Below are 19,464 nucleotides of genomic sequence, written 5' to 3'. Positions count from 1 at the left end.
GTGACCCGGCTACTGACCAAGAACTACACCGGCCCGCTGTTCCAGATTCAACGCGCGTCCGACAACACGACGCTCGACGTCTATCCGTACACCAACAGCACGCTGAAGGGCGGCGACCGCTCGCTGGTCGGCTCGGCGAATGTGCAGAGCGCGCAATCCTTCTGCAACAACACGACCTGCTCGGTTACCTACATCTACGATCAGATAGATCTGGTCGCGCCGCTGAAAAACGGCGCGTTCGGCAATGTCCCGGCGACGCTGACGCTGAACCAGGACGGCACTGAATCGCTGACGGTACAGAACGGCAGCAAAACCACCACCGTGCCGGTCCTCAACGGCTTCGCGACGATCACGCTGCCCGGCACCGCCGGCACCCTGACCGTGCAACTGCTGCAACCGCCGACCGCGTTGACCGCACAGGCGCCGACGCAGCAACTGACGATCGGCAACGACTTGCCCGCGCTCCCCGGCACACCGGCCAGGCTCGGGTTCGTCACGACGAACGGCGTGCAGATTGCTGCTCTCGGCACGCTCGCCGGGCAGGCCTATCGGAAACGCTTCGGCACGGTGAACCAGTCGATCGGCGATAGCGAAATCGCCGAGTACATGGTCGCTGGCGCGCACTACAGCCAATCGTCGACCTGCTGCGGCACCTACGGCAACATGGAAAGCAGCGCGAATCCGAGCACCTATGCGCACGGCGAAATCGAAGGCGAAATGTTCGCGCTCGCGTTCTCGAACGGCAATGCGGCCGTGTTCGGCTATTGCGACGGCGACTCGATCCAGCCGTCGAACGTGAAAGACCCGGTGTGCAATGCGCTCGACACCAACTGGCCGGGTGTGGACGCCGAAGCCGGCGTCTATCTGTACGGCCCGCAGCAGCCCGCGCAAGAGAAGTTCGTTACGGTGCTGTCGAAGTACTCGCCGATCAACGCGTCGAATCTGTTCGCGGTCAAAGGCGGGGCAGCCTCGCAAAACGTGTTGACGTCGCTGTACGATCAGGCGCCGCCTGAAGCGCTGATCTTCGGCAACGATGCCGGTCACGCATTCAACGGCCAATGGCAAGGCGGTCTGTCGCTCGGCGAAGGCGGTGATGGCAGCGCCGCGCCGATCCAGTTCTTCGAAGGCGCGATCATCACGAAGGCGACGTCCGATACGACCGATAACGTGATCCAGTCCAGCATCGCCAGCTTCTACGGACCGCCGGCCGACGCAGCCGCGTCGGCCTGCTATGCGAACAACCTGATCAATTCGCCACTCAGTCTCGCGACGCCGGATGCGTGGTTCCAGTCGAACGGCGGCACCGCCGTGCCCGCTACCGACATCTCCGGCGTCAATCGTGGCGCCGCGACGGTCACGAGCACGAATGGTTCGTCCGTGTCGAACATCCACGAAGTGATCCGGGTACAGGGCGGCCAGTCGTACACGTTCACCGACTATGTGCTCGCCACCACCAACGCAACGGTGTTCCCCGGCGGCTCGATCCAGACCGACGACCCGAGCGGCACCGAGTTCGGCTGGGTACTGAACACGAACACCGGCGCGATCGTGCGCGGCACGTGGGGCGCGGGACAAGCAACGGCGCTAAGCGCGGTCAAATCCGGCAACTGGTGGAAAGTGACGATGACGCTGACCGCACCGGCGGGATCGAACAATGCACAGGTGTTCATCGATCCGCCGACGTCGAACAGCGCAGGCGTGCGCTCGCAACAGGCCGCGTATCTGAGCGCGACGCACTACTGCCCAAGCCTCACGATCCTGAGCGGCGCGAAGTCGTAAGCATGATCAGTGCGACGCAGTTATCGGTGATTCGTTGACGCGTCGCGCGATCGAAGGCACACTCGCTCTCTATGCAAGCCCTCACGACCCACCCGATCGCAAAGCATCATCGTGCGCATGCCCGCGTGGGACTGCCTGTGGGGACTCGCATACGCATACGCCGCTAGACATCATTCGCAGCGACATGCGCCAAAAAGCTCCGCCGGCAACGACGGGGCTTTTTGTTTTTCACGACCTTATCCGCTCATCGAACGAAGGATTGCCGCCATGACACAGGAAGCACAGACACCTGCCGTATCGAAGAACTTTGCGACGCCCATCGACCTTTACCGCGCCCTTGCGCGCGTATGGGCCGGCGATACGTCGAGCCCGACCCACGCTTGGTTGTCGACGAATCCGGCACAGAATCATTGCAGCGTGACGTCTCTGATCGTGCAGGACTGCTTCGGTGGCGAGATTCTGACGACGCGAACGTCCGGCGGCACACACTTCTACAACCTGATCGACGGCAAGAGATGGGATCTGACCGTCAGTCAGTTTGCCGAGCCGATTCCATTCGACGATACGCTTTCGAGTCGCGAGGCGGCGTTCGCGGATACGTCGCGTGAGAAATATGAACTGCTGAAGTCGAGGCTCGCGAAAGCCAGCTGAAATAAACGCTCAATCGAACATGCGTGGCCAAACCGCGTCGATATGCGGCTGGCCACGCTAGCTGACTTCAACCTACCACTTCCTGCTTCCCCGGAATGCCCTGTCCGCGCAACGAACAGCCGCGCGTTTCAGGCACGAAGACGAGCGCAATCGCACCAACGACGCACGCCGCCATCATGTAGTAGGCAGGCACCAGCGCATTGCCCGTATGCGCGACCAGCCATTCGTTCGCCATCGGCGCCGTACCGCCGAAGATCGACGTCGACACGTTATACGCAATCGCCATCCCCGCGTAACGGACCTGCGTCGGGAACATTGCGGGGAACATCGCCGAGATGCTGGCCAATTGCGGCACGTACAACAGCCCGAGCACCGCAAAGCCGATGAACGCGCCGGTTACGCTCAGCTTCATCAGCAGGAACATCGGAATCGCCGCGACGAACAGGCCGACCAACGAAAACCACCACACGTTCTTGCGTCCGACGCGATCCGAGAACGTGCCCGCAAACGGCAGGAACACCATCATCGCGAGCATGCCGATCAGCGGCACGAGCAGGGACATGTTGTCGCTCATACCAAGCTGCTTCTGCATGAAGGTCGGCATATAGGCGAGCAGCACGTAGTTGACGACATTCAAAGCAACCACGAGCCCGCCGAGCTGGATCAGAGGTCTCCAATAGTCGCTCAGCAACGCCTTCAGCGTGACGCAGCTATGCTGCTCCTTGTGCATCGTTTCTTCGAGCTCGCGAAAGACCGGCGTGTCTTCGAGCTTGGAGCGCAGATAGAAGCCGATCAGGCCGAGCGGTGCCGCAATCAGAAACGGCAAACGCCATCCCCATGCATGCATCGCCGTGTTGCCGAGTACGACCGAGCAACCGAGCATCAGAAACGCGCCGAGCGAGAACCCCGACAGCGTCGCGAATTCGAGGAAGCTGCCGCAAAAGCCGCGCTTCTTGTCGGGCGCGTATTCGGCCATGAAAGTCGCCGCGCCGCCATATTCGCCCCCCGTCGAAAAGCCCTGGATCATTCGCAGCACGACGAGGATCGCCGGTGCCCACCAGCCAATGCTCGCGTAAGTCGGCACGAGTCCGACCAGCAGCGTTGCCACCGACATCAGGATGATCGTCAACGCGAGCACGTGCTTGCGGCCGAGGCGATCGCCGAGCGGCCCCCAGAACAGGCCGCCTAACGGACGCACGAGAAACGAAATGGCGAACGTCGCGAGTGCGAACAACGTAGCCTGCGAAGTGCTGCCGGGGAACAACGCGGCCGAAATGTAGCTGAGGCCATAGGCGTAGATACCGTAGTCAAACCACTCGGTTGCATTGCCGAGCGCCGATGCGGCGATCGCGCGCCGCAGCAAGCTGCGCGCTTGCGCTTGCGGTTGCGCGCTCTGCGCGGTCCATGAATGTGCGTAATGCATGTCTCCTCCTGGGATGTCTCTATGCGACACAGGCAACGTCGCCCGAATCCACGATACCGGCGGCACACTTCTGCAACGATGTTCTAGGACGATGCAGGCATCGGGGTTTTCCATAAAGCCCGCACTGGATGCGGTAATCCGTACGTGTGCGTTGGCGATGAGTCGCGCGCGATCGGGAAAAACAACACGATTCGGATGCACTGACGCTTTAAAATTTCGAGCCGTCGTTCGTTCTACCGATAAGCATTCGAGTGCGAGGCCACCCGGTGAAAGCAGCGCTCCGCATATGTGTCACCGCTTTGTCGATGCCGTCGGCAGGCTGTTACGCCGAAGCTGCCAGCTATCCGCCATTGCCGGCGCTCAACATCGATATCTCGCAGACCTCCGTCTCCGGCCTCTCGGCGGGAGGGTTCATGGCGGTGCAACTGGCGCTCGCGTACTCGTCGATCATCAAGGGCGTGGGCGTCGTTGCGGCCGGTCCGTACTATTGCTCGCAAAACAGCCTTCTGATTGCCACGACCCGGTGCTCATGCACCATCGGACCGGCGAGCGCCTGCCGGGTCTCGCCTGACAGCACCAATGTGCCGCGGCTCGTCTCGATGGCCAGGACGTTTTCCGCCAATCGGCTGATTGACGATATCTCCCGGATCGCGGGCCAACGAATCGTCACGATATCGGGAGCGAAAGATGCGACCGTGCCTACGCCCATCGTCGCTCAGTTGCAGGCGTTCTATGCGGCGCTCGGCGTGCCGGCACAGAACATGACTCGAATCGGCATCGCCGATGCGGGCCACACGATGCCCACCCTCGACTACGGCGTGGCCTGCGCGAAAAGGGAATCGCCGTTCATCGGCAAGTGCAACGTCGATGGCGCGAAGCAGATACTGGGCTGGATCTACGGACCTGCTCCGCTCGCGCCGCCTGCCGCGGCAACGCCACCGGGACGCTTCATCCGCTTCGATCAGAGCCGTTATCTACCGGCCAACCGGCCAGCGGGCTTTTTGCGCAGGACGGGCATGGACACCACCGGATGGCTGTATGTACCGGGCACATGCGATGCGGGTGCGCCGTGCCGGCTGCACGTTGCGCTGCACGGCTGTCGGCAGGGTCAGGCCTATGTCCCGCTCGGCTCGCCGACCGGCCTCTCCTACGGCACCACGTTCGTCCGGCACGCGGGCTATACGCAGTGGGCGGACAACAACCGTATCGTCGTGCTATATCCGCAGGCGGTATCGATTCCAATAACCAACCCGAACGGATGCTGGGACTGGTGGGGATATACCGGCCGACATTTCGCCGATCAGCAAGGCGTTCAGATGCGCGCGATCCGCAACATGATCGAACGGCTCACGTCGGGAACGTCGGGCGCAAGCCACTGAGTGGCTGAAAGCCCGACGTCATTCGCATCAGCGCATCAGCAACGGCAGCGTCATCAAACGCCCCTGCTCCGGCCTCGCGTCGTTCTCGCCGCACAGCCGCAAACACATCCATGCGGTCGCGAGATTGCTGCTCACCACCGGCTTGCCCGTAGCCTCTTCGATTCGCGCGATGATCCGCGCGGCTCGCACCGCGGTGCACGAGATAAACAGCGCGTCGGAGTCCAGCGCCGTCGCCTCGCGCGCAAAGGCGACGATATCGTCGTGCGAAATCCGTGCCATCTCCCGGTCGTCGGTCAAACCGACGCATGAGAAGCGATCGATCGCGAAGCCTTGCGCGGCGAAGTACTCCGCCATTGGCCCGCTCGTTTGTGCCGTGTACGGCGTCAGCACGCTGATACGCCGCGCGCCGAGCGTGTCGAGCGCGGTGACCGCGGCCGCCGTTGGAGTGACCACTCTGGCCGATGGCTTCGCCGCATGAATAGCGCTCTCGATCTGCGCATCACCAATCATCACGGACGCCGACGTGCACGAATACATTACGACGTCGAGCGTTTCGTCGGGCAGAATCAGCGCCGCGCCCGCGGTCAGTGACGGTTGCATCGCGCGCAGATTGTCGGGCGTGACCGGGTTCGCATACGGCACGCGATTCACGTAAATGCCGATATGCTCGTTCGCAACGAGTGCCGCGAAATCCGGCTCGGTGGTGTGATCGGTCGCGAGAATCACGAGGCCGATACGTTTGTCGAAAGCGCGTTCGACCAGATGCGGCGCTCGCTCGAACCGCCGAATAGTTATTTGCATCGTTCAATGCCCCGGAGCCGGAAACCGCTTTTCAAGTACGCGCACAAAGGCTACCGCAATCAGGCTGATGATCAGGAACAGCACCCCGACCAGCGTCATCGGCTCCAGATAGCGGTAGTCCGTATTCGCGATGATCTTCGCCTGATTCATCAATTCGAGGACCGTGATCGCCGACAGCAACGGCGTTTCCTTGAACATCGAGATCAGGTAATTGGCGAGCGCGGGCACCATCGGCGGCACCGCTTCGGGCAGGATCACGTGCTGCCAGGTTTGCGCAGGGCTCAGATTGCAGGCCTTCGCGGCTTCCCATTGCCCGCGCGGAATACTTTCGATGCCGGCACGATAGACCTCGGCCGCGTATGTCGCGTAATGCACGCCAATTGCGAGCACACCGGCCGCGAGCGCCGGCATCCGGATGCCGATGTCGGGCAGCACGTAGAACACGAAATACAGCTGCACGAGCAGCGGCGTGCCGCGAATAAAGCCCGCAACCGCCGACGTGCCGCGCGACACCACGCGATTCGGCGCCAGCCGCAAAATGGCAATCACCATGCCGACCACGGCCGCCACCACCGCGCCCAGCAATGTAGCGAGCACGGTGATCTCCAGGCCTTGCAGCAGGATCGGCAGAATCTCGCGCACGAAGCTCCAGTCCCATTCCATTCGTCTATCTCCTGATGCGGTCGAGACCGAAACTCATCCGGCTTTCCAGCTTGCGCATACCGAACGAGATCAGACAGGCCATGCCGAAGTACAGCGCGAGAATCGTCGCGAACGGGATCAACGTATTGCCGGTTTGCGAGCGCACCACTTGCGCCTGGAAGGTCATGTCGCCGAGCGAAATCAGCGATACGACGGCCGTGCCCTTCAGCAGCTCGATCGCGTTGTTGCCGAAGGTGGGCAGCATCAGCGGCAACGCTTGCGGCAGGATCACGTGCCGCATGCGCTGATAGCGGGAAAGATTCAAAGCGATGCACGCGCTGCGCTGCTCATGGCCGATCGCGGCGACCGCGCCGCGCACCACTTCGGCGCCGTACGCGCCGACGTTCAGCCCAAGCGCGAGCACGCCGGCCTGCAGCGGCGTCAGCGTGAGGCCGGCCATCGGTAACACGAAATACGCCCAGAACAGCTGCACGAATATCGACGTGCCGCGAAAGAACTCGATATACGACGTGGCCAACGCGCGCACCACGAAGAAGCGCGACAGGCGCCCGAGCCCCGCGACGAACGCCATGACGAGCGCGAGTACCGCGCCCATCAGCGTCAGTTCGACGGTTGTCCGCGCCCCCTGCAAAATCAGCTGCAAATAACCGGACCAGTGGTTCATCGACGTACCTCGCGCGCAATGTATCGGAGGCCATGCGCGCGACCGTGCCGCGCGCATGGCGTGCTATCGCGGCCTCAGTTCTTCGCCGCGCACTGTTGTTCGCGGCTCGCCGACATCGCCGCCTTCGCCGAGAAGCCATAGGGCTCGACGATCTTCGCGAACTCGCCGGAATCCTTCATCTTCTTCAGCTCGACATCGAACGCATCGCGCAGCGCGGTGTCCTGCTTGCGAAACGCGACGCCGTCGCATTGCACCGGCGTGTTCTGCACCGGCGCGATCGAATCGAGGTTCGGGTCTTTCGCCTTTGAAAGCAGATCGGTGATCGAAAGAAGCGGCAACGCGAATACGTCGATGCGGCCGTCCTGCAGCATCTTCAGACCGCTTTGCCCGTCCGGCACGATGATCACGCGATCGGTCGGAATATTCGCGGCGGTCGCGAGCTTCTGCTCGGTGGTGCCCCCTTCCACACCGATCACCGCTTTCGGATCTTTCGCGATTTCCTCGTAGGTCTTGATGCTCTTCGTATTGCCTTTCTTGACCGCGAACGCTTCGACCGCGCACAGCACCGGCTGCGAATAGGCGACGGCCGCGCAACGCTGCGGCGTCATGAACAGCCCCGCCGCAATCGCGTCATGCCGCCCGGCCGCGAGGCCCGGAATCATCGCGCCATACTCGGAGACCGACGCGACGACGTCGTTGACGCCCAGCTTCTTGAACCCCGCGCGCGCGACATCGGGCGCCGCGCCCGTCACTTTGCCGTCGGCGCCGACTGCGGTGAACGGCGGTTCGTTCGCGATCGCGATGCGCGCGAACCCTTGCTGGCGCAGCTGCGTGAGCTTGTCGTCGGCGGCATATGCGACGCTCGCGAGCGTCAGCAGAGACAACCCTCCCGCAATCAGAATCCCCTTCAGTTTCATGATCTCTGGCTCCTATGGCGTAGTGGTATGACGTAGTAGTGGGTGATGTGCAGCATGGGAAAAACAATCTGTTGCGGCTCGGCTCAGATTCGATGCCCCGCGGCGAGGATCTTGCGCAGGAAGGTCTGGGTCCGTTCGTGCGTGGGATGCGTGAAGATGTCCTCGGGCTTGCCTTCCTCGACGATCCTGCCGCGATCGAAAAACAGCACGCGGTCGGCGAAATCGTGCGCGAAGCCCATTTCGTGCGTGACGAGCAGCATCGTCATATCGGTTTCGCGCGCGAGCCGTTGCATCACGTTCAGGACTTCCTCGACGAGTTCGGGGTCGAGCGCGGACGTCACTTCGTCGAACAGCATGATTCGCGGCGCGAGCGCGAGCGCCCGCGCGATTGCCACGCGCTGCTTCTGCCCGCCCGAAAGTTGTGCGGGACGGCTTTTCGCCTTGTCGGCCATGCCGACCATGTCGAGCAGTTCCAGCGCGCGCTTCTCCGCCGACTCGCGGCTCTCGCCCTTCGTCAGCATCGGCGCGAGCGTCACGTTGTCGAGCACGCTCTTGTGCGGAAACAGATTGAAGTGCTGAAACACCATGCCGATCTTTTCGCGCATCTTCTGCAGATGCCTTTCGTTCGCGGGCACCATCTGGCCGCCACGCGGCATATGAAACAGTTGTTCGCCGTCCACCTCGATATGGCCGCCGTCGATCGTCTCGAGCGTCATCAGGATGCGCAGGATCGTCGTCTTGCCCGATCCCGACGGACCGATCAGCGCCAGCTTCTCGCCGGGCATCACGTCGAGCGATAGTTCGTCGAGCACGGTCAGCGCGCCATATCGTTTCGTGATCCGGTCGAGTCGGATCAACGGCTTATTCGCTGGGCTTTGGTCGCGGCGCGCCTGAGTGTTTGCGGGCGTCGCCGTACGCTCCGAGGAAAGACTTGCCGGGGCGATGCCTGAAGCGCTCAATAGATCGGTAACTCGCGCAGTGTTCATATCGATTCGATCCCGTTCGTCGTACGTGATTTGACTCAATGGAATGCGGCTGCGGCGCCGGAAATGCCAGTGATGCGAACCAGAATACGCAGCCATATTTGCAAACCAGATTGCTCTAGAACAATTCTTTTTTCCGCGCGGACCAAGGCGAGCGAAGGGTGCACTGCAACAAGACCACAAGCATGCTTCGATAACGTCACCAACATTGAACTAGCACATTCGGAGGCGTTTTTTCGCGGCATTAGACTGCGGCGAGAAATACCCGTGGCGCCGCATTCACGTGCACCGCGCGCCACTTCCCGCAACGACGTCACGCTCAGAGAGAGGGGAAGATGTCAGATACGACGCAACAGGAATCGCGAATTGAGGTGCCCGTCGTGCGCCTGCCGTTCGAACGCGACGAATATGCCGCGCGTCTTGCCAAGACGCGCAAGGCGATGCAGGCGGCCGGCATCGAGCTATTGATCGTGTCGGACCCGACCAATATGGCCTGGCTCACCGGCTATGACGGCTGGTCGTTTTACGTGCATCAGTGCGTGCTGCTCGCGCTCGATGGCGAGCCAGTCTGGTTCGGCCGCGGTCAGGACGCGAATGGTGCAAAGCGCACCGTCTTCATGCAGCACGACCAGATCGTCGGCTATCCGGATCACTATGTGCAATCCACCGCGCGGCATCCGATGGACTATCTCGCGCGCGACGTGATCGCGGCGCGCGGCTGGGCCAACGCGAAGATCGGCGTCGAAATGGACAACTACTATTTCAGCGCCGCCGCTTATCGCTCGCTCGTCGCGCATCTGCCGGACGCGAAATGGCAGGACGCCACCGGCCTCGTCAACTGGCAGCGCGCGGTCAAATCGCTACGCGAGATCGAGTACATGCGCGTGGCCGCGCGCATCGTCGAGAAGATGCACGCGCATATCGTCGAGCGAATCGAGCCGGGCATGCGCAAGAATGACCTTGTCGCGGAGATCTACTCGGCAGGCATTACCGGCATCGACGGTCATGGCGGCGACTATCCGGCGATCGTGCCGCTGCTGCCGACCGGCGCCGACGCGGCCGCGCCGCATCTGACCTGGGACGACACGCCGTTCGCGAAGGACGCCGGCACGTTCTTCGAAATCGCCGGCTGCTTCAAGCGCTATCACTGCCCGCAGTCGCGCACCGTGTATCTGGGCAAACCGCCGAAGCATTTCATCGAGGGCGAGCGCGCGGTGGTCGAAGGAATCGAGGCCGGGCTTGCCGCGGCGAAACCGGGCAATACCTGCGAGGACATCGCCAATGCGTTTTTCGCGGTGCTGCATAAATACGGCATCGAGAAGAACAGCCGTTGTGGCTATCCGATCGGCGCGAGCTATCCGCCCGACTGGGGCGAGCGCACGATGAGCCTGCGTCCCGGGGACAAGACCGTCCTCGAACCCGGCATGACGTTCCACTTCATGCCGGGCCTGTGGCTCGACGACTGGGGCCTCGAAATCACCGAGAGCATCCTGATCACCAGGACCGGTGTCGAGACCTTCTGCCGGACGCCACGCAAGCTGTTCGTCAAACCGTAATCGCACGGGCGTCGTGCCCGCATCGACTCGCGAAGCACGATGCCCGTCCAGACAAGAGGGGAACCATGCTTCCGAAAACGATGAAGGCCGTCGTGCTGACCGGGCACGGCGGTCTCGACAAACTGGTCTATCGCGACGACGTGCCGGTGCCGTCCTGCGCGGCCGGCGAGGTACTGATCGATGTGACCGCCTGCGGTCTCAACAATACCGACGTGTGGGTCCGCCAGGGCGCCTACGGCACCGACGACGACCCACAAGCGGTCTCGACGTGGCGACGCGGCCGCTCGACGCTGACGTTTCCGCGCATTCAGGGCGCGGATATCGTCGGACGCGTGGTCGCGGTGGGTCGCGGCGTCAGCGATGCGCGTATCGGCGAGCGCGTGATCGTCGACGCGTCGATCTACAACCGCGACGACGACAGCCTCGCCGATATCGACTACATCGGTCACGGCCGCGACGGCGGCTACGCCGAATACACGGCCGTGCCCGCGGAAAACGCACATCGCGTCGACTCCACGTATTCCGACGCCGAGCTCGCGACGTTCTGGTGCGCTTATCACACCGGCGAGCAGATGATCGAGCGTGCAGCCGTGAAGCGCGGCGAAGCGGTGCTGATTACCGGTGCGTCCGGCGGCGTCGGCTCGGCCATCATCCAGCTATGCCGCGCGCGCGGCGCAATTCCGTATGCGGTGGTCAGCAAGGGCAAGGAAGAAGCGGTGCTCGCGCTCGGCGCGCAAGGCGTGATGCTGCGCGACAGCGGCGACTTCATCGCGGACGTCGAACGGATGACCGGCGGCCGGCCCGTCGACGTGGTTGCGGATCTGGTTGGCGGGGCGCTGTTCGGCAAGCTGTTGAACGTGCTGCGGCCAGAGGGACGATATACGACCGCGGGCGCGATCGCCGGGCCGGTCGTGCAACTCGACTTGCGCACGATGTATCTGAAGCAATTGCAGTTGAATGGATCGTCGCAGGGCACGCGCGGCGCGTTCAGACGCGTGCTCGACTATATTCAGAGCGGTACGATTCGGCCGGTTCTCGCGGCGACTTATCCGCTGTCGAAGTTTCATGAGGCGCAGACGCGGTTTATGGAAAAGCGCTTCGTGGGGAATATCGTTGTTGTTCCGGATCGGCATTACGGCGACGAAGCTTCACATTAACTCTCATTGCGATTAAAGCACCGGCCGATGCATTACGGCCCTTCCCAGCTCTAGCCGCATACTGTCACCCTCCGAGCCCGCCCCTCATGGCGGGCTTTCTTTTTCGCGCGTAGCAGTCGTCGTCAATGTTTTTCAAGACAGTCTTATCTCGATTTAAAGCTGTTGACGTGGTTCGTTTCGATGGGTAAGTATCCGACATCGCCTGGAAATTCATGAGGAATCCAATGGAGAAGCAGATTCGGGAAGGCACTGGAAAGCAGACCCAAGACGAGGAGGTCTGTGACCTTTGTCGCATTACCTATTCGATCTACGCCAACTTCCCGCCGATGCCGTCGGCACAGGCTTTGAATGCAGAAACCGGAGAGTTCTTTCCCTTTGACCGGCTGCGTTCGCTATCAACCGGTTATGACGAGCAATTCCAACTCCTCGACACTCACACAAGTAAGCCTTTAGCAAGCGTTGAATATGCGATCGAACGGGCAAGCGGCGATATAGAACATGGAATGACCGACGCGAGCGGCTATACGCACCGTCTTTCCATGACCAGTTCGGCTGAAGAAATCAATATCTATTGCAACGGGGCGAAACATGCCTAAGACCGTAATCTCCCCGTCGGGTAAGCATCTCAACCATGCCGCGCGAAGAATGACGACGAGTACCGCCGACAGCGCCGCGAAACAGGTTCGCGTTGCGTCACGACAGAAGACGCGCCTCGAAGAGAACGAGGAATATTTTAAAGATGCCAACGTCAAGGCGTTCCTCTATATGATTGGGAAATCTGAAGGCGGCGACTATCACGCGAAGTACGGGTGGTATCCGGGAAATACGACGTGGACCTTTACCGACGAATCAACTCACCCGGGGCCGGGTAAAGATGGGCACACTACCGCTGCCGGTCTGTACCAGATTAACAGAGCCGCGTGGACCGAACATGGCAAGAAGGCGATGGGTCTCGACGATTTTTCCCCGCACACTCAGGACCTTATCGCGGTTGAAGACGTTCGCGTCCACAATGTAATTGACTCGGTGATGGCCGGGAACATTAAGCATGCCATTGAGAAGCTAAAGCCTCATGAATGGGTGTCCTTTCAGGTTCATGACTTTACGACTCTGAAGGCTTGGTTTATTGCGGGCGGTGGGACACCAAAATGAAAAATACTGCTATCGCGCTACTACTCGCAGGCCTTACGGCTGGTCATACAGTTGCCTCAGAAATCTTGTTCGAGAATCGAACTGAAGACCCAACGAGCGGATGGGATCACGTCACTCATGCGTTCGCAAGCGCATTGATGAAACATGAAGAGCGAGCGCAGGATTTAACTGGCTATGCACAAGCGGGCGAGATACCGAAGGACCCAAGCACAAGGCTCGTATGGAAGACCGTCCCAATTAGCCTTAGGGGGCGGGAAATCCGATTCGTGCGGCCCACCTTGGACCCATATTTCGCACCTTTCTATGGCGCCCATCAATTCCAGCACTGGCTTGTTTCTAACGGGCGTATCCTGCATGAAGGAAACGCTGATGTTTTTCAGATCTTGCAAGTGGAGCATGATGGAATGCGAGACATCGCAGAGACGGCTTGTACGGCGATAACGTGTTACACAACCCAGTTTCGCTTCAATCAAAGAAGCGGTCGCTACGAAGCAGCATCTTGCCGAGCAAGCACAATTTCCAGCGGTTCTGATGCGGGTCCATGTACCTACAGCCGTCAGTGACAAGGCGGCGCGAAGCCGCCGCTATCCGAGGAGGAGCGTGCCAATGCATCGTCACAACGCTGTCGGCTCTCGCCGGGTCAAATTTTCTGGGCTATGAAATGAAAAGACTGCTTCCGCTCTTGTCGTGTCTCCCGCTTGCTGCTTTCGCACTAGATGGTACGGGCTCAGTCGATTTTGATTCATCTATCATGCCGCTATTAAATCAGAGCGCAGACTTAAGAGAACTCGTTCGCTGCAACTTCGATATCGTCAGCGATTCAATGGGAACGCGAATTGGAGACGTTCAATCTAAAGCTTTAGGAGGTTCCAGAATCGGGCCTTACTCGATGTGGGCAAACTGGCGCAAGAATTCAGGTTCAAAACCAGTAGTTCTGACGATAAACACGCGTATAGATTTCATCGACTCGCGCGGCAGGAAGGTCAATGGAAGTTTGCTTAAGGCAGTCCGCATTGAAGAGCATATCGATAGCGTGACGATAGGACCCGCGGAACAAGGGCAACCGGAGTCCGTTCCGGGAGGACTAAAGCACGGCATAGATTTAAAGGCATGCTCTTCCAGATCTTCCGGATCCTGAATCGTGAATAAAAGGATCTGTGTTCAAAGATTTATGGCTACGCTCGTCGGAGCGCTATTGATTCCGACCGCTTATGCGGATGGATCGGTCAGTTTTCACGGCGACATTGTTCCAATGCTCAAGCCGCGCGCTCAATTTGAACAGTTCATAACTGAAAACTTTTCAGTTACGGATACGGGATGGGGAGACAGGATAGATAGCGCGACAATGCCGCATATGGGCGGCGCTCGGATGGGACCGTATAAATTTCAAGCCGTGTGGCATAGCTCCCACGGTGACGTCCCAGTTACGTTGATAATCGACACGAAGATCCGATTTCTCGACAGACACCGGCACGAAATCGTGGGCGGTGATCTGCGCGAAACACGATCGGTCAGCGAAACCTTGGATTCTATCGAAATTGAACCGCCTGACATCAATTCCGCCCGAAGTAAATAAAAGCCCCGACCACCTACCGCATAACGGCAGCCGGGGCTTTCTCACACCTCAGTTCATCAAAGCGAAGCAGCCGGCGCAAACACCTGCGACGCCACCTCATCCACCGCCTCGCGCGTCAGCTTCACAATCTCGTCCACATCACTGCGCGATGTCACCAGCGGCGGCGCAAAGCCGAGAATGTCGCCATGCGGCATCGCCCGCGCGATCAGTCCACGCTGCATCGCCGCAGCCGACACCCGCGGCCCGACCTTCAGCGCCGCATCGAACGGCGTGCGAAGATCCTTGTCGGCCATGAACTCCAGCGCGGCCAGCATGCCCTCGCCGCGCACTTCGCCGACGAGCGGATGTGAGTCGAACGCCGCATGCAATTGCTGGAGCAGATAAGCGCCGGTTTGCGCCGCATTCTGCGTCAGGTTCTCGCGCTCCAGAATGTCGAGGTTGGCGAGCGCCGCGGCCGCACAGATCGGATGGCCCGAATACGTCCAGCCATGCCCCAGCGCGCCCGATTCCTGCGATGCCTTATCGATCACATCCCACACGCCTTCGCTGACGATCACGCCCGACAGCGGCGCATACGCACTCGTCAAACCCTTCGCGACGGTGATCAGATCCGGCTGAATGCCGTAGTGCTGCGCGCCCATCTTCGAGCCGAGCCGGCCGAAACCGCACACCACCTCGTCGCAGATCAGCAGAATGTCGTGCTTCTTCAGGACCTGCTGGATCGCGGGCCAGTAACCGGCCGGCGGCGGTACGATGCCGCCCGTGCCCATCACCGGTTCGCCGATGAAGGCCGCGATCGTATCGGCGCCTTCACGCGCGATCAGCTTTTCGAGTTCATCGACGCAATACGCGACGAACTGCGTTTCGTTCATGCCCGCCGGCGCGCGACGATACCAGTGCGGACACACGGTGTGCTTGACGCGCTCGACCGGCAGATCGAAGAACTGATGGAAGCTCGGCAAGCCCGTGAGACTGCCGGTGACGATACCCGAGCCGTGATAGCCGCGGTCGCGCGAAATGATCTTCTTCTTGTTCGGGCGGCCCTTCACGTTGTTGTAGTACCAGACGAGCTTGATCTGCGTTTCGTTCGCGTCCGAACCCGACAGGCCGTAGTACACCTTCTTCATGCCCTTCGGCGACCAGTCGATGATGCGCGACGACAGCTCGATGATCGTATCGGTCGAGTGGCCGACATAGGTGTGGTAATAAGCGAGCTTCTTCGCCTGCTCGTAAATCGCGTCTGCCACTTCGGTGCGGCCGTAGCCGATGTTCACGCAGTAAAGGCCGGCAAATGCATCGATAAACGACTTGCCTTGATGGTCCTCGATACGGATGCCTTTCGCGCCGGTCACGATCCGGCCCGGCAGTGCGCCGCTCGCGTGATCGTGCGCGTGCGTCGACGGATGCATGAAGTGCGCGCGATCGGCGCTCAGCAGTTGATCGAATTTAGTCATGGGTCGCTCCTTCGTGTGATGTCTCGATGAATGAATCAGTAGGTTCAGGCCGTTGCGTCCGTCGCCATCGCGTGTGCCGCGGCACGAGCGGGGGCGCTGTCGCTGACCGGCAAGCCGAGCTGGCCAAGGCAGAAATAGCGTGTCTCGACGAACGGCTCGAAGCCTTCGACGCCGCCTTCGCGTCCAAGCCCCGACGACTTGATGCCGCCGAACGGAATCGGCGCGCCGGTAAACTTCGCGCCGTTGATGGACACCATTGCGAAGTCGAGCCGGCGGATCAGTTGAAACACGGTGTTCAGATCTTTCGCGCAGACGTAGGCGGCGAGTCCGTACTCGGTGTCGTTCGCGCGTTCGACCACTTCGTCGAGCGAATCGAACGGCGAGACCGCCGAGATCGGCGCGAAGTTCTCTTCGTCGTAGATGCGCATGCCGGGCGCAGCATCGGCCACCACGGTCGGCTCGAAGAACCAGCCGCCGCGCTCGTGCGCCGCGCCGCCTACCGTGATGCGCGCGCCTTTCTCACGCGCGTCGGCGACGCGCTGCACGGTCGAGTCGAACGCGGCCTGGTGCATCAGCGGGCCCACGTCCACGTGCGGGTCGAATGCGCTGCCCACTTTCAACGCCTTCACGGCATCGCTGTATCGCGCAACGAATGCTTCATACAAAGGACGCGCGACGAAAATCCGGTTCGCCGCGCAGCAGTCCTGGCCCGAGGTCTGGAACTTCGCTGCGACCGCGACGCGCACGGCCTGTGCGAGGTCCGCATCTTCCGTCACGATGAAAGGCGCGTTGCCGCCCAGTTCTAGCGCGGTCTTCTTGATGCCTGCCTGCGCGGCCGTTTGCATCACCAGCGCACCGACGCGCGTCGAACCGGTGAAGCTGACCGAGCGCACGCGGCTATCCGAAACCAGCGTTTCCATCGCCATTTGCGGCTCGCCGAGCACGACGTTGAACACGCCCGCCGGAAAGCCCGCTTCTTCGGCGAGTTGCGCGAGCGCGAGCGCGGAGAACGGCGTCTCGTGCGCGGGCTTTGCGACCACCGTGCAACCTGCGGCGAGCGCGGCAGCGGCCTTGCGCGTGAGCATCGCGCACGGGAAATTCCACGGCGTGATCAGTGCGGCGACACCGACCGGCTCGATGATCGTGCCAAGATGCGCGCCATCGATATGCGTCGGAATCGTGCGCCCATTCAAACGCCGCACTTCATGCGCGAACCATTCGACGAAGCTCGCGCCATACGCGATTTCGCCGCGCGCTTCGGCAAGCGGCTTGCCCTGTTCGAGCGACAGAATCGCAGCGAGATCCTGCTGATGACGCAGGATCAGCTCATGCCAGCGCAATAGCAGCGCCGAACGTTTGGCGACCGGCACCCAGCGCCACGTGTCGAACGCGCGCTGCGCGGCATCGACCGCTGCGGTAATCTGCGCCGCATCGAGCATCGGCACATGGCCGAGTACTTCCTGATTCGCGGGATTCTGCACTGCGACGCTCGCGGCGCTCGCGCTATGAACCCAGCGTCCATCCACGTAGCACAGCGATTTGAATAGGACCGGATGACCCAGCAACATGACGACCTCCTGTGTGCGATGTTTCTGCTATCACTGTAGGTCCTGAGGCACTGCGGATTTTTTTGTTGTCGCGGTTGGAAGACCGCGTTTTTTCTGCAATTCGCCGTGTGATTGATGTTTTTTCGGGCGGGACTTTTGACCGTGTTTCGACCGCATTTACCGCGCCATTCAACCGTTCTCGCCAATCGATTGTTCCGCCCAATCAGGCAGTCCTTCGGCGCCGCTTTTCACTACCTTCGTGACGATATAGGTGAAGTACTTTTCGATGCCCAATTCGTCGGTGAGCAACGCATCGATGAAGCGCTGATAGTGGTCGATATCGCGCGACAGCACGTGCATCACATAGTCGACGCCGCCGCCCGTCGCGAGGCATTGCACGACTTCCGGCGCGGCCGCGATGCGCTCCTCGAAGCGCCGCATGTCCGGCGCGGTATGACGCGCGAGTGTGACCTCGACCACCACGCGGCTGCCCTTGAACGCGCGCACCCAATCGATATCCGCGCGATACCCGCGAATCACGCCCTCTTCTTCGAGGCGCTTCACGCGCTCCCATGCCGGCGAAATCGACAGATTGATTTCCTCGGCGAGGCGCGACTTCGTGATGCGTCCGTCGCGCGCGAGAATGCGCAGAATCGCGAGATCGTAGCGGTCGAATTTCATCGCGCGTTCAGACCGTTACCGGTATGCCACGTTCGAGCACGTCTGCGACCACCGCAACCGTATCGCCGATCCGCACGAGCCCCGGAAAATGCCGCGCGGCCAGCATGCCCGCGCGTCGCGCGCGATATTCGACCGGCGCGGCGCCGGTGCGATTCGCATCGTAGACCCGCGCGATCACCTCGCCGTTATCGACCATCTCGCCGAGGTCCTTGCACAATTCGAGCAGACCATCGTGCTCGCTCGTCGTGTAGCAGGTGCCGTCGGGCATATCGAGCAGCGTCGTCGTGCGTGGTGCGTTACGACTCGACTCGTCATGCTCGATGATCCCCGCATGCTGCAGAAAGCCGCGCACACCGCGCTCGGTAATCGCCACGCTCTGCACCGTGGCCGTGCCACCGCCGCCAAGCTCGGTCGACACGAACACCTTGCCGGCTTCCTCGACGGCCGTGTCGTAAAGGCCGACGCTATCGAGTTCGAGCATTCGCATCGAGTACGGCGCGCCGAACGCGCGCATCGCCGCTTCGCAGCGCGCCTGCTGCGTCGCATCGGGCAGTACGTGAATCGCGGCGAACGGCACGAAGTCGAGCGTGCGGCCACCCGCGTGCAGATCGAGCACATAGTCGGCGAGCGGCAGCAGATAGCGCTGAAAATAATCGGCGATCTTCTCGGTCACGGTGCCGTCCGGCTTGCCCGGAAAACTGCGATTCAGATTGCCGCGATCGATCGGCGACGTGCGCGTGCCCGCGCGAAACGCCGGGAAATTCATGAAGGGCACGATGATCACGCGCCCGCGTACGTCTCTCGCCTTCAAGGTGGCGGCGAGCTTCGACAGCGCGATCGGCCCTTCGTATTCGTCGCCGTGGTTGCCGCCCGTTAGCAGTGCGGTCGGTCCCTCGCCGTTACGGATCACGGTGATGGGGATCATCTCCGCGCCCCACGCGGAGACGTCGTGAGAATGAGGCAGCTTCAGGAAACCATGCTGTTCGCCGTCGGCGTTGAAATCGACCGTCGGTTGAATCGGGGATGCCCGCATCTGTGCTACTCCTTCGTGAGCCGCTTGTGCGGCGTTTTACCGTTGATC

Annotated in this window: 18 protein-coding genes; 8 read left to right on the top strand and 10 right to left on the bottom strand. The window is 61.2% G+C overall.

The window, feature by feature from the left end:
* Both VSR82_RS07555 and VSR82_RS07550 read left to right on the top strand, forming a co-directional pair.
* A complete protein-coding gene (locus tag VSR82_RS07555) occupies window positions 1-1,779 on the top strand; it encodes an arabinofuranosidase catalytic domain-containing protein (protein WP_429456083.1) in 1,779 nt (592 codons plus the stop codon).
* 267 nt (window positions 1,780-2,046) lie between these two features.
* Window positions 2,047-2,430 (top strand): YunG family protein, encoded by a 384-nt coding sequence (locus tag VSR82_RS07550; RefSeq protein ID WP_429456084.1) that lies wholly within the window; start codon window positions 2,047-2,049, stop codon window positions 2,428-2,430.
* Window positions 2,431-2,497: 67 nt separating this feature from the next.
* Here the strand turns inward: VSR82_RS07550 and VSR82_RS07545 are convergent, their stop codons facing one another.
* Window positions 2,498-3,853 carry an MFS transporter gene (locus tag VSR82_RS07545; protein ID WP_368583075.1) on the bottom strand — a complete coding sequence of 452 codons (1,356 nt, stop codon included), beginning with the start codon at window positions 3,851-3,853 and terminating at the stop codon, window positions 2,498-2,500.
* A 266-nt stretch (window positions 3,854-4,119) separates the two neighbouring features.
* On the opposite strand from VSR82_RS07545, the gene VSR82_RS07540 reads away from it, so the two are divergent.
* Window positions 4,120-5,232 carry an extracellular catalytic domain type 2 short-chain-length polyhydroxyalkanoate depolymerase gene (locus tag VSR82_RS07540; protein ID WP_498857551.1) on the top strand — a complete coding sequence of 371 codons (1,113 nt, stop codon included), beginning with the start codon at window positions 4,120-4,122 and terminating at the stop codon, window positions 5,230-5,232.
* 27 nt (window positions 5,233-5,259) lie between these two features.
* Here the strand turns inward: VSR82_RS07540 and eutA are convergent, their stop codons facing one another.
* The 5 genes from eutA to ehuA all read right to left on the bottom strand — a co-directional run bounded on the left by eutA (window position 5,260) and on the right by ehuA (window position 9,263).
* Window positions 5,260-6,033 (bottom strand): ectoine utilization protein EutA, encoded by a 774-nt coding sequence (eutA, locus tag VSR82_RS07535; protein WP_429456086.1) that lies wholly within the window; start codon window positions 6,031-6,033, stop codon window positions 5,260-5,262.
* A gap of 3 nt (window positions 6,034-6,036) precedes the next feature.
* A complete protein-coding gene (gene ehuD, locus VSR82_RS07530) occupies window positions 6,037-6,696 on the bottom strand; it encodes an ectoine/hydroxyectoine ABC transporter permease subunit EhuD (RefSeq protein WP_429456087.1) in 660 nt (219 codons plus the stop codon).
* 4 nt (window positions 6,697-6,700) lie between these two features.
* A complete protein-coding gene (ehuC, locus tag VSR82_RS07525) occupies window positions 6,701-7,360 on the bottom strand; it encodes an ectoine/hydroxyectoine ABC transporter permease subunit EhuC (protein WP_368583082.1) in 660 nt (219 codons plus the stop codon).
* Between the two features lie 74 nt (window positions 7,361-7,434).
* Window positions 7,435-8,277 (bottom strand): ectoine/hydroxyectoine ABC transporter substrate-binding protein EhuB, encoded by an 843-nt coding sequence (ehuB, locus tag VSR82_RS07520; RefSeq protein ID WP_429456088.1) that lies wholly within the window; start codon window positions 8,275-8,277, stop codon window positions 7,435-7,437.
* A gap of 83 nt (window positions 8,278-8,360) precedes the next feature.
* Window positions 8,361-9,263: an ectoine/hydroxyectoine ABC transporter ATP-binding protein EhuA gene (gene ehuA, locus VSR82_RS07515; protein ID WP_368583085.1), complete on the bottom strand. Its 903-nt coding sequence runs from the start codon at window positions 9,261-9,263 to the stop codon at window positions 8,361-8,363.
* A gap of 332 nt (window positions 9,264-9,595) precedes the next feature.
* Here ehuA and doeA point away from each other — a divergent pair, with 332 nt between their 5' ends.
* From doeA to VSR82_RS07490, 5 genes are all read left to right on the top strand, one after another.
* A complete protein-coding gene (doeA, locus tag VSR82_RS07510) occupies window positions 9,596-10,816 on the top strand; it encodes an ectoine hydrolase DoeA (protein ID WP_368583087.1) in 1,221 nt (406 codons plus the stop codon).
* 65 nt (window positions 10,817-10,881) lie between these two features.
* Window positions 10,882-11,973 carry an alcohol dehydrogenase family protein gene (locus VSR82_RS07505; RefSeq protein ID WP_429456089.1) on the top strand — a complete coding sequence of 364 codons (1,092 nt, stop codon included), beginning with the start codon at window positions 10,882-10,884 and terminating at the stop codon, window positions 11,971-11,973.
* A 224-nt stretch (window positions 11,974-12,197) separates the two neighbouring features.
* On the top strand, window positions 12,198-12,569 hold the full coding sequence (locus tag VSR82_RS07500) for a hypothetical protein (RefSeq protein WP_429456090.1): 372 nt from the start codon (window positions 12,198-12,200) through the stop codon (window positions 12,567-12,569).
* Between the two features lie 49 nt (window positions 12,570-12,618).
* Window positions 12,619-13,125 carry a lysozyme family protein gene (locus tag VSR82_RS07495; protein ID WP_368583091.1) on the top strand — a complete coding sequence of 169 codons (507 nt, stop codon included), beginning with the start codon at window positions 12,619-12,621 and terminating at the stop codon, window positions 13,123-13,125.
* A 1,141-nt stretch (window positions 13,126-14,266) separates the two neighbouring features.
* Entirely contained in the window at window positions 14,267-14,701 is a 435-nt protein-coding gene (locus tag VSR82_RS07490; protein ID WP_429456091.1) for a hypothetical protein, read from the top strand.
* Between the two features lie 56 nt (window positions 14,702-14,757).
* On the opposite strand, the gene VSR82_RS07485 is transcribed toward VSR82_RS07490, so the two are convergent.
* The 4 genes from VSR82_RS07485 to doeB all read right to left on the bottom strand — a co-directional run bounded on the left by VSR82_RS07485 (window position 14,758) and on the right by doeB (window position 19,416).
* A complete protein-coding gene (locus VSR82_RS07485; RefSeq protein ID WP_018433302.1) occupies window positions 14,758-16,155 on the bottom strand; it encodes an aspartate aminotransferase family protein in 1,398 nt (465 codons plus the stop codon).
* Window positions 16,156-16,199: 44 nt separating this feature from the next.
* A complete protein-coding gene (locus tag VSR82_RS07480; RefSeq protein WP_410850179.1) occupies window positions 16,200-17,723 on the bottom strand; it encodes an NAD-dependent succinate-semialdehyde dehydrogenase in 1,524 nt (507 codons plus the stop codon).
* A gap of 168 nt (window positions 17,724-17,891) precedes the next feature.
* Window positions 17,892-18,383 (bottom strand): Lrp/AsnC family transcriptional regulator, encoded by a 492-nt coding sequence (locus VSR82_RS07475; RefSeq protein WP_368583099.1) that lies wholly within the window; start codon window positions 18,381-18,383, stop codon window positions 17,892-17,894.
* Between the two features lie 7 nt (window positions 18,384-18,390).
* The gene (doeB, locus tag VSR82_RS07470; RefSeq protein ID WP_429456093.1) at window positions 18,391-19,416 is read right to left on the bottom strand and encodes a N(2)-acetyl-L-2,4-diaminobutanoate deacetylase DoeB; all 1,026 of its coding nucleotides are present in this window, start codon (window positions 19,414-19,416) and stop codon (window positions 18,391-18,393) included.
* Window positions 19,417-19,464 lie beyond the last annotated feature (48 nt).

It is taken from the genome of Burkholderia sp. JPY481, assembly GCF_038900515.1.
Classification (GTDB): Bacteria; Pseudomonadota; Gammaproteobacteria; order Burkholderiales; family Burkholderiaceae; genus Paraburkholderia; species Paraburkholderia youngii.
Note: the sequence above shows the minus strand (reverse complement) of the source record. Positions and strands in the feature narration are given on the sequence as shown.